The 17,680-nt window shown below is 34.3% G+C and carries 13 protein-coding genes; all 13 read left to right on the top strand.

All coding sequences use genetic code 11. The annotated features are described in order from the left end of the window. The first annotated feature begins 5 nt into the window (after positions 1-5). Entirely contained in the window at positions 6-1,322 is a 1,317-nt protein-coding gene (gene murJ, locus LOK78_RS09755; protein WP_232634770.1) for a murein biosynthesis integral membrane protein MurJ, read from the top strand. Next, positions 1,319-2,431 (top strand): O-antigen ligase family protein, encoded by a 1,113-nt coding sequence (locus LOK78_RS09750; protein WP_232634769.1) that lies wholly within the window; start codon positions 1,319-1,321, stop codon positions 2,429-2,431. Before murJ ends, LOK78_RS09750 begins: the two co-directional genes overlap by 4 nt. Before the next feature lie 4 nt (positions 2,432-2,435). Next, positions 2,436-4,274: an asparagine synthase (glutamine-hydrolyzing) gene (asnB, locus tag LOK78_RS09745; RefSeq protein WP_232634768.1), complete on the top strand. Its 1,839-nt coding sequence runs from the start codon at positions 2,436-2,438 to the stop codon at positions 4,272-4,274. Continuing rightward, positions 4,274-5,335, top strand: a complete 1,062-nt coding sequence (locus LOK78_RS09740) for a glycosyltransferase (protein WP_232394647.1) — start codon at positions 4,274-4,276, stop codon at positions 5,333-5,335. Before asnB (LOK78_RS09745) ends, LOK78_RS09740 begins: the two co-directional genes overlap by 1 nt. Beyond that, positions 5,335-6,489, top strand: a complete 1,155-nt coding sequence (locus LOK78_RS09735; RefSeq protein WP_232634767.1) for a glycosyltransferase — start codon at positions 5,335-5,337, stop codon at positions 6,487-6,489. The genes LOK78_RS09740 and LOK78_RS09735 overlap by 1 nt, the downstream gene beginning before the upstream one ends. Further along, entirely contained in the window at positions 6,489-8,378 is a 1,890-nt protein-coding gene (gene asnB, locus LOK78_RS09730; protein ID WP_232634766.1) for an asparagine synthase (glutamine-hydrolyzing), read from the top strand. The genes LOK78_RS09735 and asnB (LOK78_RS09730) overlap by 1 nt, the downstream gene beginning before the upstream one ends. Continuing rightward, a complete protein-coding gene (locus LOK78_RS09725) occupies positions 8,375-9,487 on the top strand; it encodes a glycosyltransferase (protein ID WP_232634765.1) in 1,113 nt (370 codons plus the stop codon). The genes asnB (LOK78_RS09730) and LOK78_RS09725 overlap by 4 nt, the downstream gene beginning before the upstream one ends. Further along, positions 9,484-10,689, top strand: a complete 1,206-nt coding sequence (locus LOK78_RS09720) for a DegT/DnrJ/EryC1/StrS family aminotransferase (RefSeq protein ID WP_232634764.1) — start codon at positions 9,484-9,486, stop codon at positions 10,687-10,689. Before LOK78_RS09725 ends, LOK78_RS09720 begins: the two co-directional genes overlap by 4 nt. 8 nt (positions 10,690-10,697) lie before the next feature. Continuing rightward, positions 10,698-11,276 (top strand): sugar transferase, encoded by a 579-nt coding sequence (locus LOK78_RS09715; protein WP_232634763.1) that lies wholly within the window; start codon positions 10,698-10,700, stop codon positions 11,274-11,276. Positions 11,277-11,501: 225 nt separating this feature from the next. Next, positions 11,502-12,644, top strand: coding sequence for a DegT/DnrJ/EryC1/StrS family aminotransferase (locus LOK78_RS09710; RefSeq protein WP_232634762.1), 1,143 nt, complete (start codon positions 11,502-11,504; stop codon positions 12,642-12,644). 55 nt (positions 12,645-12,699) lie between these two features. Beyond that, positions 12,700-14,544 (top strand): polysaccharide biosynthesis protein, encoded by a 1,845-nt coding sequence (locus LOK78_RS09705; protein ID WP_232394784.1) that lies wholly within the window; start codon positions 12,700-12,702, stop codon positions 14,542-14,544. A 5-nt stretch (positions 14,545-14,549) separates the two neighbouring features. Beyond that, positions 14,550-15,326: a polysaccharide biosynthesis/export family protein gene (locus tag LOK78_RS09700; RefSeq protein ID WP_166958501.1), complete on the top strand. Its 777-nt coding sequence runs from the start codon at positions 14,550-14,552 to the stop codon at positions 15,324-15,326. Between the two features lie 4 nt (positions 15,327-15,330). Then, positions 15,331-17,679 (top strand): GumC family protein, encoded by a 2,349-nt coding sequence (locus LOK78_RS09695; protein WP_232634761.1) that lies wholly within the window; start codon positions 15,331-15,333, stop codon positions 17,677-17,679. The last annotated feature ends 1 nt before the right edge of the window (position 17,680 follow it).

Raw genomic sequence — 17,680 nt, 5'->3', positions numbered from 1 at the left:
TTTTCATGTTGAAAAATCAAATTAATAAAATAATCCAGAATAAAACGGTTTCTAACATTGCTGTAGTTGCCATCATTACCATTTTGGTAAAATTTGTTGGGTTTTACAAAGAAGTAAAAGTTGCAGAGGAGTTTGGTCTTTCAGAGTTACTGGATACTTTTTATATCGCTTTGTTGATTCCTGGCCTGATTAACCAAGTATTTTTAATTTCTTTCAAATCGGTTTTTATTCCAAATTACATTGCAGAATTAAAAGAAAAAAAAGAAGCCGCCTCATTTCAAACAGTGAGTTTTGTTATAACCATTGGCCTTGGACTCATTTTTACCCTTATTTCCTTTTTTTTCACAGACTTTTACTTAGATATTTTCTTTCCAGACCATACAGAATCCTATTACGGCTTGGTTAAGATTCAATTTTATTATCTAGCCCCTTGTTTAGTCATCTGGGGATTAAATGCCCTTCTAAGTGGTATTCTAAATATTTTTGACGAGTTTAAATACTCCTCTGTCTACCCCATTCTGACATCCATATTGATGCTTGTTTGTCTTTTGGGCTTTCAAAATATATTGCAAGAACGCGTGCTGGCAGTTGGTATGCTATTAGGTTCTTTTGCTGAATTTATCTTTCTCCTAATTGTTAGTTTACGAAAGGGTATTATCAAGTTCTCAACCCCTGATTTTACCAGTAAAAATACCCGAATGATGTTAAGGGAGTTTCCGGCCAGAATCACATCTAGCTTTTTAACCGGAATGGTCCCTGCTACCGATCAGTATTTTGCCGGACAATTGGCCATAGGCTCCATTACCGCCTTAAATTATGGTTATAAAGTGCCTGCCTTTATTTCGGCGATAGCTATTGTGGCGCTAGGAAATGTCCTTCTTCCCTATTTTTCAAAACTCATTTTATACAATAAAGAAACTGCTTATGAAAGACTGTATACCATCATAAAGGTTTTGTTTGGAGGCATTTTAGTAGTAATCATTCCTCTATGTTTCCTATCCTATTTTGTTATCGAAATTTTATTTGAAAGAGGCGCCTTTACCGCCAATGACACCAATACAGTAGGCTTGATTCAAATTGTTTACTTTTTGGCACTTCCATTTTCAATATGTACAGATGTATTAGTGAGGTTTTTAACGGGCATCAACAAAAATACATTTATGGCTATTGTATCTTTCATTAGTCTTCTTTTAAATATTATCTTCAACTATATTTTTATGAAATTGTATGGGGTCATGGGGATAGCCTTATGTACCACCGTGATTGAAGCCTTGAAATTTGGAGTCTTTTACATGTATTCCAAAAAGTTGCAAAAAACATGAATCTAGTTATTAGAAATATCATTCTTATACTTCTACTATTGAAGCTAGATAGCTTTGCTCTTATACATGTTAGTGAAGGGTTGGGAAGCGCATTAAGCTACTTAATGTTGGCTCTATTGGTTTTCTATTATTTTATTTCTGAGAAAACCAAACCTGAATTTTTATTGCTCATTTTAGGATTGTCCTATTTTGTTATTTCTGTTTTTCAATATTATGGGCCAACCAATAATTACATCATTGATTTAATCAAGTTTTTGGTTTTTATTATCACTGCCAGTACCTTGGCAAATCAAGCCTCACCTAAAGAAATTGCACTTTATTTATCCATTGGTTCTTTTAGCATTATTGTAAATACTATTGCATTCCCTAATGACTACGGAAGATACAGTGGATTTTATATAAACCCCAACAACGCAGGCCTTATTGCGCTTCTGGGATTTGCGTTTGCATTTGCTGTAAGTAATGTCAAACTGCGAATTGTTTTTCAATTTTTGTGTATTGCTGGAGGAATCATGACGCTTTCAAGGTATTTTTTAATCACCTTAACGCTTATTGCTCTATTATCAGCACTCTATAAAAAATCAAATTTAATAGGTATCCTTTTTGGAGCTATGGCCTTTGTACTGGTACTTTCCAGCGGAAACTTAAAATTAAACACCGCTCGTTTCCAAGCCCTTCAAAGTGTCTTTTCAGATGATGTAGATACTCAAACGATTACAAAAGAATCTAGGGAGGAAACTTGGGCCCTGTATAAAACCCCCATACTAAATCATTTACTTTTTGGTAATGGCTATAAGGCAACGCATGGACATGAAAATGACTCAGTTGGCGTGATTACTGGGGTTCACAACACCTATTTGATGGTATTGGGAGACTCAGGGTTTATACCTTTTGTCATTTTAATTTTTATATACATCAGACAACTAGTTAAAAGTGCCAAACACTTTTTTAAACAACCAGAACATTTATATATTGCATTGATATTGGTTACCTTTTTATTAGTAAGTCATAATTATTTTGATAATTACATTGTATTGTTTTTTTCCCTTTGGCTATTTCAAAAAAACAGAGCATTTGAAAATGATTTCATCAAACTAAAAAAGGAATGAGTAAATGTGTGGAATTTACGGAAGTACAAAAATCTATGAACCAGACCAAGTTCAGAAGAAGCTAGAAAGAACCAATTTTAGGGGTCCCGACAAGCTACAACATATAAACATCAACAATAAAGTCGTATTTGGACATAACAGACTGGCCATTATCGATTTAGATGAAAGGTCAAATCAACCTTTCACTTACCATCATGTACATATTGTATTTAATGGTGAAATTTATAATTTTTTAAGTCTGAAGGATGAACTTGTCCTTAAAGGATACGCCTTTAGAACCACAAGCGACACCGAAGTTATTTGTGCCGCTTACCTTGAATATGGAAGTGAATGTGTCAATAAATTTAATGGCATGTTCGCTTTTGTCATCTACGATGAGAAAAATAATATATTATTCGGCGCCAGAGACCGATTGGGACAAAAACCGTTTTACTATTATCACAACAAAGGTCACTTTGAATTTGCTAGTCAATTAGCTCCCATTCAGCTTTACAATTCAGATTTAACCATATCAAGTAAATCAATAAGTTATTATTTAGCATGGGGTGATGTTCCAGATCCCTACTCCATTTTTAATGAAGTTAAAAAACTGCCTCCAGGAAATCATTTTACATACCAATTAGATTCCCATAAATTAACGATAAAATCTTACTGGAACATCTCAACCAAACACACACCTTATTTTCAAGGTTCGTTTGAAGAGGCCAAAGAAGAGCTTAAATCGGTTTTAAAAGATGCCGTACAGATGAGACTTTTTGCAGATGTTCCCGTAGGGGTCTTTCTTTCTGGTGGTGTCGATTCATCAGTAATCGCCGCTATGGCAACTCAAACCACAGAGAGCAAAATAAAAACGTTTTCTGTTAAATTTAATGAGAAAAAATTTGATGAGAGTATCTATGCCCAACAGGTTGCTAATCACTTAAAAACGGATCACCATGTTATAGAGTGTAATTATGAAGAAGGTATCGACTTAATCGACAATTTTTCATACTACTACGACGAACCTTTTGCTGATTCCTCCGCCATTCCAAGCATGTTATTGTCCAAATACACAAGAGACCAAGTTACAGTTGCTTTGTCTGGTGATGCAGGTGATGAAAATTTTATTGGCTATGAAAGGTATGTTTGGATCAAAAAGGGTAAAATGGCCTTTATGCTTCCTAAACCTGCTCGTCAATTAGCATCAAAAATTCTGCAATTACCTTCTAATTACCGTATCAAAACAATGGGTAAGGTTTTAAATTTCAATGATGTAAATGATATTTACATTGCTGGAATGACAGGTGTTGACACGAGTTGGATTGATTCTGATTTTAATTTTCTGGAAGTTGATGAACTGAAATATCTGAAACACAAGGAGAAGAATATTTACGAGCGCATGTCTGATTTTGATCTAAAAACCTACCTTAATTGGGATATCAATACCAAGGTTGATCGTGCCACCATGGCATACTCATTGGAGGCCCGTTCTCCTTTGATGGATTATAGAATCGTAGAGTTTGCAAGATCCCTGCCTACAGAATACAAAATACAGGGTAAAAACCAAAAGCGCATTTTGAAAGAAGTACTTTATGACTATGTCCCAAAAGAAATCTTTGACAGACCAAAAGCAGGCTTCACCATGCCCTTTCAGGAATGGTTTAGAGGAACTTTAAAAGATTATGTGATGTCGGAATTAAGTGACACTGAACTTAAAAATATTCCAAACATCAATACTAAAGAAGTTAGTTTAAGAATCAATCAACACATGGATGGATCTTGGAACCGATACCCGCTTATATGGAAACTGTTAGTTTTAAAGCAATGGCTATCTAAAAATGGAAAAGGCTACGCCATCAAATAATGGAAAAAGACAAAAAACATATAATTTTCATTATTCCTTCTTTGGCTGCCGGTGGTGCCGAAAGAATATTTTCTTTCGTTTCCCAAAAATTGAATAAAGAAAAATTTAAAGTGGAACTTCTTGTAATTGGGAGCGCCCTAGATTCGGTATATCCCATAGACAACGTGGAGACCATCTATTTGAATAAACCAAAGATTTCCAAGGCTTTTTTAAAAATCATCAAAGTATTTAAAAGTAAAAAACCAGATATCGTTTTAAGCTCTATTGCGCATTTAAATTCCATGATGGCTGGCATCTCAATTCTTTTTCCGAACATTAAATTCGTTGCAAGAGAAGCCAATGTGATAAGTGTTTTGGATCAATACAATAAATCCAATGTACTTCCCAAATCAGTTATTGTTAAAACCAACAGGTTCATTGATAGATTTATTGCGCAATCCAAAGACATGAAAGAGGATATGATCAAAAATTTTGGTATTCCTGAAGATAAAATAGAACTTATCAACAACCCCATCACCTCTAGCATCTCCTTAAAAAAATCTACGGTTCATTCACCACTCAAATTTATTACCGTTGGAAGATTAAGCAAAGAAAAAGGTCATGACCGAATTTTAAGAGCTTTAGGACAATTGAACTTTCCTTTTTCCTATACCATTATTGGAGATGGGAATGAGGCTAAAAATGTTTTTGCATTGGCAAAAGAATTAAATATTCAGAATATCAACCATATACCATTTACTTCGGATGTTGGCAAAGAACTTGGCAATCACGATATATTCCTACAAGGTTCCTATGTAGAGGGATTCCCCAATGTTTTACTTGAATCATGTATGGCAGGGACACCCATAATCGCATTCCAGGCTCCCGGCGGACTTAACGAAATTATAGAACCAAATATCAATGGTTTAATTGCTCAAAATAAAGATGAATTCATTACCCACTTGAACCATATCAATCAAGTATTTCCTTTTGAAGCTGAAGAAGTAAGAAAAATTGTTTTGGATCGATTTAATGAGGACAAAATTATTAGTCAATACGAAAATTTGTTACTCAATCTCTAATGAAATCTAAACCTAAAATAGCACTTTTTACCTATGCTCTTTATTTTGGTGGCACAGAAAGAGTTGTAAGCATACTTGCAAATGAACTCGTTAAATATTATGATGTTACAATCATTCTATTTTACAAACAAATTGACTTCTTCATTGATCCCAATATCAAGATATTAAGTTTATCGAAGGAAAATGAAAAAAGCAAATCCAATCTTGTATCTAAATTGAATGATTATTTGTCGTTCTTTAAATCTTATAAGAAGGCATTAATCGAAAATAAAATTGATGTTTCTATCTCCTTTTTAGCTCTGCCCAATGTAATTAATGGCTATGCTAAATCACATTCACCAAAATTAAGAACAATCATAAGTGAACGCTGCTTTCCGTCAAAAAACTATACAGGTATTATTAGTAAAAACCTGAGAAAATGGGCTTTTAAAAAATACTATAACTCCAATGATATCTTATTTTCAAATTCGCAGAATATCAACATAGATCTTAAAAAGAATTTTCATATAAATATGGATACAAGGGTCATTTATAATCCTATTGTAATTGATTCTGCAAAGGATTATTCCTTTCTAAAAAAAGATTCCGAATCCATGAAAATCATAAGTGTTGGCAGGTTTACTTCAGTTAAAAACCATGAAGGAATTATAAGAAGCCTTAAAAAAGTAAACAACCAAATCAGTTTGGATATTTACGGAAATGGTGAACTTGAAGATTATTATAAATCTATCATAACGACAGAAAACCTCCAGAACCGGGTCAATCTTAATAAGGCTGTTCCCAATATTAAAGAAGTTTTAAAAACATGTCATGGTTTTGTTCTTAATTCCCATTCAGAAGGATTTCCAAATGCCCTTTTGGAAGCTATGTCGGTTGGTTTGCCTGTAATAGCAACAAATTGTATGACGGGTCCACTGGAACTGTTAAATGAGAATCAAAAAATCAACATTCCACAAGGAGAATTTCACCTTGCCAAATACGGAATTTTAATAAATGTCAATGACGAAATGGGTCTCGCCAAGGCTATTGAATTTTTATACCACAATGAATATGAACGCTTAAAATTCAGTAAATTAGGTTTTGAAAGAGCTCAGGATTTTGACATTGAAATAATTGGAAACCAGATCAAACAATTAATAGATACTTTGCTTTAATGTGCGGAATTAACGGAATTATATCATACCATTCAAGTTCTATTGAAGATATTGAGAATAGGCTTCTTAAAATGAATAATCAAATCATTCATAGAGGTCCCGATGACTGTGGTCATTTTGTTCAAAGAAATACAACAAATCAAGTGGGGATGGCCATGAGAAGGTTGTCTATTATTGATTTAAATACAGGACATCAACCTATTTATAATCAAGATAAATCACTGGTTATTGTATTCAATGGTGAGATATATAACTATCAAAATTTAAGGTTTGAACTTGAAAATGCTGGAGCTACCTTTCAAACCCAAAGTGACACCGAGGTCATTTTAAAACTTTATGAATTCCAAGGTCCCAAAGCATTTTCAAAGCTGGATGGCATGTTTGCCTTCAGTATTTATGACAAAAAAGAGGAAAAAGTCATAATTGCTCGCGATCTCTTTGGGGAAAAGCCACTCTATTACTATCATGGGCAGAATGAGTTTATTTGGGCTTCTGAGCTTAAGTCGATTGTTTCCTATTTAAATTTTAAGCCTGCTATTTCCAATCAAGGTTTAAGTCTATTTTTAAAACTAACATATATACCAGCGCCTTACACAATTTATAATGACATTTATAAATTAAACGCTAACTCCTATATTGAATTTAACATTCAATCAAATGCATTCAAAACACATTTAATCAACGAGTTAAAAAACTACACAAATACTGAAATTCAATTCTTAAATGCTAAGTCAAAAGTACGTGATTTAGTTATGGAAAGCATAGAATCTCGATCTATTTCAGATGTGCCATTAGGCACTTTTTTGTCAGGAGGTGTGGACTCATCCATCGTGAGTTGGGGATTATCAAAGATTAAAAATGAGAGAATTAATACTTACTCCATTGGCTTTGAAAAGGAGGCGTTTGATGAAACTGACAAAGCCAAAACGGTTGCCAAACTTATAAAAAGTAACCACCATGAGTTTATCTTAAAGGAAAGCGACATTGAAGAAAGTATCCATGAAATTATTTTAAATTTTGACGAACCTTTTGCCGATCCCTCTTCTCTCCCAACCTACATGGTTTCAAAACTTACTAGAGAACATGTCAAGGTTGCTTTAACTGGAGATGGCGGCGATGAAGTGTTTGGTGGTTACAACAAATATTACATGGGTAAACTGAACACCCACTACACACGTTGGGTTCCAAAAAGCCTGCACAATGCTACTAAAGATTTGACTAATAAATTGCTTTCAAGTAAGGATGATAGTCAAGGAATTAAATTCAAACTTAAGAAACTTATTAATTCTGTGGAATATGGTAATTCTTACTACTGGAACATTATTAGTCAAGGTTTTTTACAACCAGAACATATACTTCAGGAAGACTTTGTTTATGAAAATCCATTTGATCATTACCAAGAAATCACGAAACACCTTAAATTAAATTCTCTTAATGATTTCAGAGAATTAGATAGACATGTCAGCTTGGAAGGAGATATGTTGGTTAAGGTGGATAGAACAAGCATGTTTGCCTCTTTAGAGTGTAGAGCTCCTTTTTTAAATAAAAAACTCTGGAAATACACCAATTCGCTTCCATCAAGCTTTTTATTGAATGGATGGAATAAAAAACACATCCTTAAGGAAACATTCAAATCTGAATTCCCTGAAGGTTTTCTAGAGAAATCAAAGCAAGGTTTTGTAGTCCCAGTTGGAGATTGGTTACGATCAAGTCTAAAAAAGGAAGTAGCACATTATGTCTCAAATGAATTTTTAAATAAACAAGACGTCTTTCAAAAGGATCAAATTCAAGACTTGCTGAACAACCACTTAACCGGAAACATAGATAGTAGCAGACAAGCATGGACATTTTACGTCTTCCAAAAATGGTATGAAAAAAATTATTTATGATAATAGAAAGACGTAAAATTTGTTTAGTAGGCGGCGAAGATGTGCACAAGAGAATTGATTTTTCAAAATATTTAATTAAAGCCGGATTTGAAGTGACGATTATTGGGACAAGTTCCTATAATTTTCCTGACTATATCAAATATGAGAACTACCCTTTACAAAGGGAGTTTTCACTTTTATCTGACCTCAAGACAATCCAGTGGTACAAAGAATATTTCACAAATAACTCCTTTGATCTGATACATACTTTTGACACCAAACCAGCTTTTCTTTTACCTATTGCTTTAAGGAGACAAAATACTCCGATAAGTAGAACAATTACGGGACTTGGTAAAATTTTCATGAAAAGAGGCCTCTCTTCTTTCATTTTGAAGACCATGTACCAAAAGCTCCACAAATCCATACGGAAAAGAGTGGCTGTTACAGTCTTTCAAAACACAGATGATCAAGATTATTTTATTAAAAATCAATTAGCAGACAGGGACCAAACAACCTTAATTTTAAGTAGTGGAATAGAACTAAAAGACATTTCAAAAGTAGCAGCTAGAAAGAGCAATCCTTACACCTTCATTTGTGTTTCAAGATTGGTTTATGAAAAAGGAATAATTAACTATTTAGAGGCCGCAAAGACATTAAAAAGTCAAGGATTTGATTATCGCTTTTTGCTGGTTGGCCCATTGGAGGAAAATAGCGAAAGACTCAATCAATCCATTCTAGACCAATATCAGGATATCGTAGAAATATTGGGCGCCAGAACAGATGTCATGGATTTACTTTGTCAATCTGATGCATTTGTATTACCGACCTTCTATGGTGAAGGCTTCCCCAGAGTATTGTTGGAAGCGGCTGCAGTGGGCTTACCCATAATCTCTACAAAGGTCACAGGCGTTACACAATATGTCTACAACAATAAGGAAGCGGCTATTTTAATTGAACCGAACCAAACGAATGCTTTAGTAGAAGCAATGAAAGGGCTGGCTGAAAATAAGTACTTGAATGAAGACCTCTCAAAAATTGGGTTGGAACATGTAAAACAGTTTGGGTTAGATAAAATAAGTAAGGAATATATAACTATCTTTGAAACAGCTATTAATCAAAGAAAAATATGAAAATCCCATTTTCACCACCCTACATTACCCAATCCGTATTAGATGAAGTTATGGATTCCTTGCAATCGGGATGGATTACTACCGGACCTAAAGTCAAGAAACTTGAAGAAATGATAGGCCATTATACAGGAGCTAAAAATGCTCTTGGCGTGAACTCTGCAACATCAGGTTTAATATTGGCTCTAAAATGGCTGGGAGTCAAAAAAGGTGATGAAGTCATTATTCCTGCTTACACTTATTCTGCAACAGCTCTTGCTGTAATTCATGCTGGAGCTACACCTGTAATGGTAGATGTTAAGGATGATTTTAATATTTCGATTGAAGAAATTGAAAAGAAAATAACTGATAAAACGAAGGCCATTATTCCTGTTGACATTGGCGGTTGGCCATGTGATTATGACGAAATCATGAAAATCACCACCAATTCAAGGCATCTATTTACTCCAGAATCAGTAAATCAGGAGAAATTGGGGAGAATTTTGGTATTATCTGATGCTGCTCATTCATTGGGGGCCAAATACAATGGAACGTATTTAGGTGCATCAGCCGATTTAACTGTATTCTCATTTCATGCGGTCAAAAATGTTACTACTGCCGAAGGAGGTGCCATATGCTTGAATTTACCGGAACCATTCAGTAATGAAGATGAGTATAAATACCTTAGATGCTTTTCTTTAAACGGTCAAACCAAAGATGCCTTTACAAAGTCACAAGCAGGTGGATGGAAATACGACATAGTTTACCCAGGAATAAAAGTTAATTTACCAGATGTTTTGGCAGCTATCGGTATTGCTCAATTGCCTGAATATTTTGATTCTACACTTCACCAGCGTAAAGATATTTTTTCATTTTATCAAGATTTTTTCCAGCAAAAGACATGGGCCATTTTACCAAAATTTCAGGATAATACAAAAGTATCTTCCTGTCATATTTATGCTTTGAGAATAGCTGATTGTAGTGAGGAGCAAAGAGATGAGATTATGAAGAAAATTGCAGAAAAAGAGGTTTCTGTTAATGTTCATTTCCAACCTTTGCCTTTACTATCCGTTTTTAAGGATATGGGTTTTGAAATTGCAGATTTTCCTAGTGCCTATCAACAATATAAATGCGAGATCTCACTTCCTATTTATCCGCAACTAAAAGAAGAGCAATTAAACTTTATCACCCAAACTGTGAGTGAAGCAGTTGAATCTGTCTTATGATTAAAAGAATGTTTGACATTATAATGTCCATTTTGGGAATCTTTTTTTTGTCTCCCATTTTGTTGATAATCGCCATTCTAATCAAATTGGATTCAAAAGGTCCGATTCTATATCTTCAAAAGCGAGTAGGCAAAAACAATCATGATTTCTTTATTTATAAATACAGAACCATGAATGTAGATGCCGATAAAAAAGGATTATTGACCTTAGGAGATAAAGATCCAAGAGTGACGCATATTGGACAATTTTTAAGAAAATTCAAATTAGATGAACTACCTCAACTATTTAATGTTCTAAAGGGAGACATGAGTTTTGTCGGTCCCAGGCCAGAAGTAAGGAAATATGTTGATTTTTATTCTAAGGATGATTTAAAAATCCTAGAAGTAAAACCCGGTATAACAGATTATGCTTCCATTGCCTTTAGAGATGAGGCCGAATTACTGAAAAAAGCAGATAACCCAGAGGAATATTACATTTCTGAAATCATGCCTGCCAAAATCAAATTGAACATGAACTACATCGACCGTCCGTATTTAATAACGGACATTAAAATTATTTTAAAAACCCTTTTTAAAATAATGAGCTAGTTTCTTAGGTTCTAAAAAATTGATATTTTTATTTCTACAATTATTAATTAAACCAAACCTTTAATCTTTGATGGTCATTGAAGCAGCAAATTCAATATGAGACATTATTTCTTATTTCTAAAATTAGTTTAAACCATTGTCTAAAAGCATCTTAAAGGAACATCGTAGAAATGAGCGATTTATCGTATTTTTTTGAAAGTTAAATGATTATAACAGATATTTACCATGGATCAAAGCGCCAAAAAGGAATATAAGAGAATTTGGTTGTCCCCTCCACATATGAGTGGAAAGGAACTGAAATACATTCATGAAGCCTTTGAATCCAACTGGATTGCCCCAATTGGACCAAATATTGAAGGGTTTGAAAAAGACCTTGAGAGTTATTTAAGAAACAGCTCCTATGTCACAGCAGTTACCTCTGGTACTGCAGCCATTCATTTGGGACTTATTATGTTAGGGGTGCGACCTGGAGATGAAGTGCTTTGCCAAACAAAGACTTTTATAGCCTCAGTTAATCCAGTTATTTATTTAGGAGCAAACCCTGTTCTAATTGATAGCGAAAAAGACACATGGAATATGTGTCCTGAATTATTGGAAAAAGCAATAATTTCAAGGATTAAAAAAGGAAAAAGGCCAAAGGCTATAATTGTAATAAATCTTTATGGTATGCCATATAAAGTGGAGCAAATACATACTATTGCAAGCAAATACGGAATCCCCATTTTAGAGGACAGTGCCGAAGCCATAGGCAGTTCCTACAAAAACCAAAAATGTGGTACGTTTGGCGATTTCTCTGTCCTTTCCTTCAACGGCAATAAGATAATTACCACCTCTGGAGGTGGCGCTTTAATTTCTAAATCAGAAAAATTAAAAGCCAAGGCTGTTTATCTTTCTACTCAAGCCAAAGAAGTTGGAATTCATTACTCGCATAAAGATATTGGATACAATTACAGGATGAGTAATATTTCAGCTGGTATTGGACGTGGACAAATGGAGGTGCTGGAAGACCGAATTGCATCTAGAAGAAGAATTTATAATTACTATAAAGACCAACTAGACTATATAGAAGAAATCCGTTTTCTTAAAGAACCCGAAGGGTTTTTGTCCAATAGATGGTTGACCTGCATTTTACTTAAAACACAAGAACAACGTGATGGTATCTTAGACCTATTACTTTCTAAAAATATTGAAGCCAGACCATCTTGGAAACCTATGCACATGCAACCCATTTTTGAAAATGTGCGAGCCTTTTTAAATGGCGTTTCAGAAGACCTCTTCAAAAGAGGCCTTTGTTTACCAAGTGGCTCAAGCATGACAGATAAAGATTTAAACCTTATTATAAAATACATTAAAGCATATTTTGAATAAATTAAACTACATATTGAGAAAGCTATTTAACCGCTATGCCAGTAAATGGCTGGTCATGCTGTTTGATCTCTGTGTCGTTTCATTTACCTTTTTCTTGGCTTACATCATTAGGTACAACTTCGAAATAAATTTTGATGTCGTCATTTTTCTCAAACAAATTCCATTTGTTTTAATAGCTGCTGTAATTAGCTTTTTAGCAGTCAAATCCCACGAGGGCGTGGTTCGATTTACAGGCGCCAACGATGTTATTAACCTGATTATTGGTATTAATATCCTAGCAACCATTTTAATTATTACCACCTTTTTAAGCAGACAATATCAATTTGATTTAGTATTTGACATACCGGGTTCCATTATATACATCCACCTCTTATTAAATATTTTCTTTTTGGTAGGTGCCAAGTTTTTTGTGAAGTCCATTTACCAAAGTATTGTTACTGAGTTTGACGAAAAGAAAATAGCTTTGATTTATGGCGCCGGAACATCTGGCATGATTGCCTATGATGCTGTCACCAATGACCCCCGAAGTAATATTCAAGTAATTGGCTTCATTGATGATGATGAGCGAAAAACTGATAAAAAAATAAACCAGCTGAAGGTTTATAGTCCCAAAAAAATAACTAGAGAATTCGTTGACAAAAACGTTATTGATGAGGTTATTATCTCCATTCAAACGATAGATTCTAACAGATTACTACAAATCACAAGTAGATTATTTTCCATTGGCCTTAAGGTAAAAATCGTGCCAGCGGTAAAACATTGGATTGATGGTGATTTAAGTTTTGGCCAAATTAAAGACATTAACATTGAAGACTTACTGGGCAGAGAACCTATCAATATAGACAACCCACTCTTAACTGAAGAATACAGCAACAAAGTGGCTCTTGTTACGGGAGCTGCTGGATCTATAGGTAGTGAATTGGTTAGAAAATTGACCAATTACAATCTCAAAAAAATTATTCTTTTAGATAATGCTGAATCTGCGCTTTATGATGTAGAACAAGAATTATTACAAAAGGGAATAACCAATATTGAGGCCATAATTGCTGATATTAGAAATATACAGAGGCTGGACCTCCTATTCCATCGTCACAAACCCGATATTGTATTCCATGCAGCGGCATACAAGCATGTTCCCCTCATGGAACACAACCCCTACGAAGCAGTTAGTGTTAACGTAAAAGGAACTCAAAACCTAATAAACTTATCTAACAAATACGGCATTAATAAGTTTATCTTGGTATCTACAGATAAGGCAGTTAATCCGACAAATGTGATGGGTGCCTCAAAAAGAATTGCTGAAATGATAGTTTGTTGCCAAAAGAAATTTTCAAATGGTAAAACCAAGTTTATCATTACGAGGTTTGGAAATGTTTTAGGCTCAAATGGCTCAGTCATTCCTCTATTCAAGAAACAGATTGAAGCTGGTGGGCCACTTACCGTTACCCATCCTGATATCATAAGATATTTCATGACTATTCCTGAAGCTTGCCAGCTAGTACTGGAAGCTGCTGCTATGGGTCATGGCTATGAAATCTTTGTTTTTGATATGGGCAAACCAGTCAAGATTTTTGACCTTGCTGTCAACATGATTACACTTTCAGGATTTCGATATCCAGAAGACATTGGAATTAAAATAACAGGATTGAGACCTGGAGAAAAGATTTATGAGGAACTCTTGGTGGACGGAGAAAACACTAAACCCACGTATAATGAAAAAATCATGATTGCTAAATGTAAAATCATTGACATTATTCAAATGGAAAAAAACATTAAGGATTTATGTACTGTGGGACCCCACACTCAAAATATTGATATCGTGGCTAAAATTAAAGATATCGTTCCAGAATACAATCCTAACAATACCAAATATGAGGTATTAAATATGAGATCAAAATAATCATTATGAAATCCAAAACCAACTATTACATTATCCTCTTAATCGCTGTTTTCTTATTAAATGCATGTGCCTCTAGAGAGGATGTTGTTTATTTTCAGAATCAGCCTATAACGGCAGAATCAAACATTGCGTTCTCTCCTAGCATTACTTATAAACCTAATGACTTGGTATCCATAAACGTTTCAGCACTTGACCCTGAAACCGTCAAGCCATTCAATTTACCTGTGATTACCAACACTTTCTCATCGGTAAATTATCAAGGAGAAATGCGAATACAGACCTATTTAGTGGATGCCGACGGTAATATCGAATTCCCTGTGCTAGGAACCATTCAAATTGGCGGTTTAACCAGACAAGAAACCGTAAATATGATGCGAGAAAAAATTTCGGAGTATGTTAAAGATCCTATCATAAATATCAGACTTACTAATTTCACTGTCACTGTTTTAGGTGAAGTAAATAACCCTGGTACGTTTTCAATTGAAGACGAACGCATTTCTTTAAGTGAAGCTCTTGGAATGGCTGGAGATTTAACTATCTACGGAAAACGAGACAATGTATTTTTAATAAGAGAAAAAAACGGAGTGAAACAATATGGCAGGTTTAATCTAACTCAAAAAAACGTTTTGAATGACCAAAATTACTATCTGGAACAAAATGATGTAATTTATGTTGAGCCTAATAAAGCTAGGGTAAGATCAAGCGCCTTTAACCAAAATAATGCCATCATCATTTCAGCAGTAGCAACATTAGTTACTTTGGTAGCCATATTGGTAAAATAATTTTATGAAACAAAAAGATAGCTTTCGAGAAATTCTCTCTCCCTATTTACTTAAGTGGAAATTCATTTTAATCTGCTTAATTGGTTTTATGGCATTGGTATTTTTATATTTAAGATATACCGATTATTTATACCAAGCTTCAGCCACAATCAAATTGAAGGACGACAAAAGCAACTCTAAATTACCAGAATTAAATACGCTTCAAAATTATGGTCTCTTTAAAACCAATAATACTAACGTTCTTGATGAAATAGAAGTCATAAAATCGAGAACCATTATCACCGAAGCCATAAAAGACTTAAAATTTAATATCCAATACTTTGTGGAAGGTAGAATTAATGACCACGAAACCTATTCCAATCCCCCTATTTCAATTAATTTCAGTGAACCCGACTCTCTAATTTATAAGGTTGACACCACCTTAACAATTAAAATTAATTCTGGAACGCAATTTCTCCTTAAAGGAGCCGACTTTTCCAAATTGAAAACAAAAAAGGAAAAGGATTTGGATGACGAAGGCACCATTCATAATTTTGGAGAACCTGTAACAACCAGCTTTGGAGACATTACTATCACTCCCAGAATAGGTGAATATGCCGCCAAAATAGGCTCAAGAATAACTGTAAAAATAAGTCCAATTGAAAAGGTAGCTTCTGATTATAAAGGAAAATTGATTCTTGAAAATAAAGAAACTTCCAATGTCATTAAACTATCCATAAAGGATCATGTTAAAGAGAAAGCCTCCTTGTTTCTCGATAAACTAATTGAAAAATACAACGAGGATATTGTTAAGGACAAAGAACTAGTTGTTCAGGCCACTTCTGACTTTATCAATAGCCGACTGGAAATCGTTTCTGAAGAATTGGGCGAAGTTGATTTAACTGCAGAATCCCTACAGAAAGAAAACAAATTAACCGATCTTCAAACCCAGTCTTCCCTATTCCTTCAAAATGAAAAGGAAAACGAGAGTCAAATCATTCAAACAGCCAATCAAATTCAGTTGATTGACTATATGTCCGATCATTTATCTGAAAAAGGACAAGCTAACGACTTACTACCTGTCAATATTGGGATATCTGACAATTCGGTTGCTTTAATTACCAAAAAGCATAATGAATTGGTTTTAGAGCGTAACCGATTATTAAAGAATTCCAGTGATAAAAATCCAACGGTTGTTAATTTAACCAATCAAATTGATCAGCTTAAAGCCAATTTACAAGAAAGCTTAAGCAGCATCAAATCAACGAACCAAATCACTTATAACAATCTAGTAAATGAAAACCAACGAATAAACTCCCAAATATATTCTGCTCCTAAAAAACAAAGACAATTCAGGGACATTAAAAGACAACAAGACATTAAAGAAGCTTTGTACCTCTATTTACTTGAAAAACGTGAAGAAGCGGCTATTACTCACGGAGTCTCTTCCCCTAATGCCAAAATTGTTGACAAAGCGTATGTTTCAAACCAACCAGTTTCACCCAAGGTACCATTAATTCTACTCGCTGGGTTGATACTCGGTTTAGCAGTACCAGTCGGGTTTGTTTACTTAATTGACTTATTAGATGATAAGGTTCATAACATTTCCGATATCAAAAAAGCCCTTTCCGTTCCTTTTATTGGAGACATCCCAAGATCAAACAAAAAACAACATTTGATATCCAAAGTAGACTACTCTCCAAAGGCTGAAGCTTTTAGAATGGTTCGAACGAATATTGATTTCATGCTTCAGAATATTTCCGATAGAGCCAAAATTATTTTTGTCACCTCCACTACAAGTAAGGAAGGGAAATCTCATAGTTCTATTAATTTGGCTTTATCCCTAGCCTATTCTGATAAAAAAGTTCTCTTAATTGAAACTGATATTCGAGTTCCTAGAGCTACTAATTATTTGGATGTTGAAAATAAAACAGGTGTTACCAATTTCATTGGAAACCATCATTTAGGCATCCATGAAGTTATTTCAAAATATCCAGGATCCGAATATTTAGACATCATTCCATCTGGAACCATTCCTCCTAATCCGGCTGAATTATTAATGAGTCACAGGGTCAAAGATATGTTTGATTCCGTAAAAAACTCTTATGATTATATCATTGTTGATACGGCCGCTGTTGGTCTGGTAACAGATACGCTCTTAATCAGCAAGTTTGCAGACTTGTTTATATATGTAGTGCGCGCCAATTACCTTAGAAAAGATCAATTGGAGATAGCTCAAAGAATGTATGATGAAAAACGCCTTCCAAACATGGCTATTCTTTTAAATGGGGTTGACCACAAACGTGGATATGGCTATGGTTATGGTTACGGAAAAATGCCTTCCAAAAAGAAAGCATGGTGGAAGTTTAAATAAC

It is taken from the genome of Mangrovimonas futianensis, from assembly GCF_021245805.1.
GTDB lineage: Bacteria > Bacteroidota > Bacteroidia > Flavobacteriales > Flavobacteriaceae > Mangrovimonas > Mangrovimonas futianensis.
The sequence above is the reverse complement of the archived record's forward strand: the minus strand, read 5'-3'. Positions and strand labels throughout refer to the sequence as shown.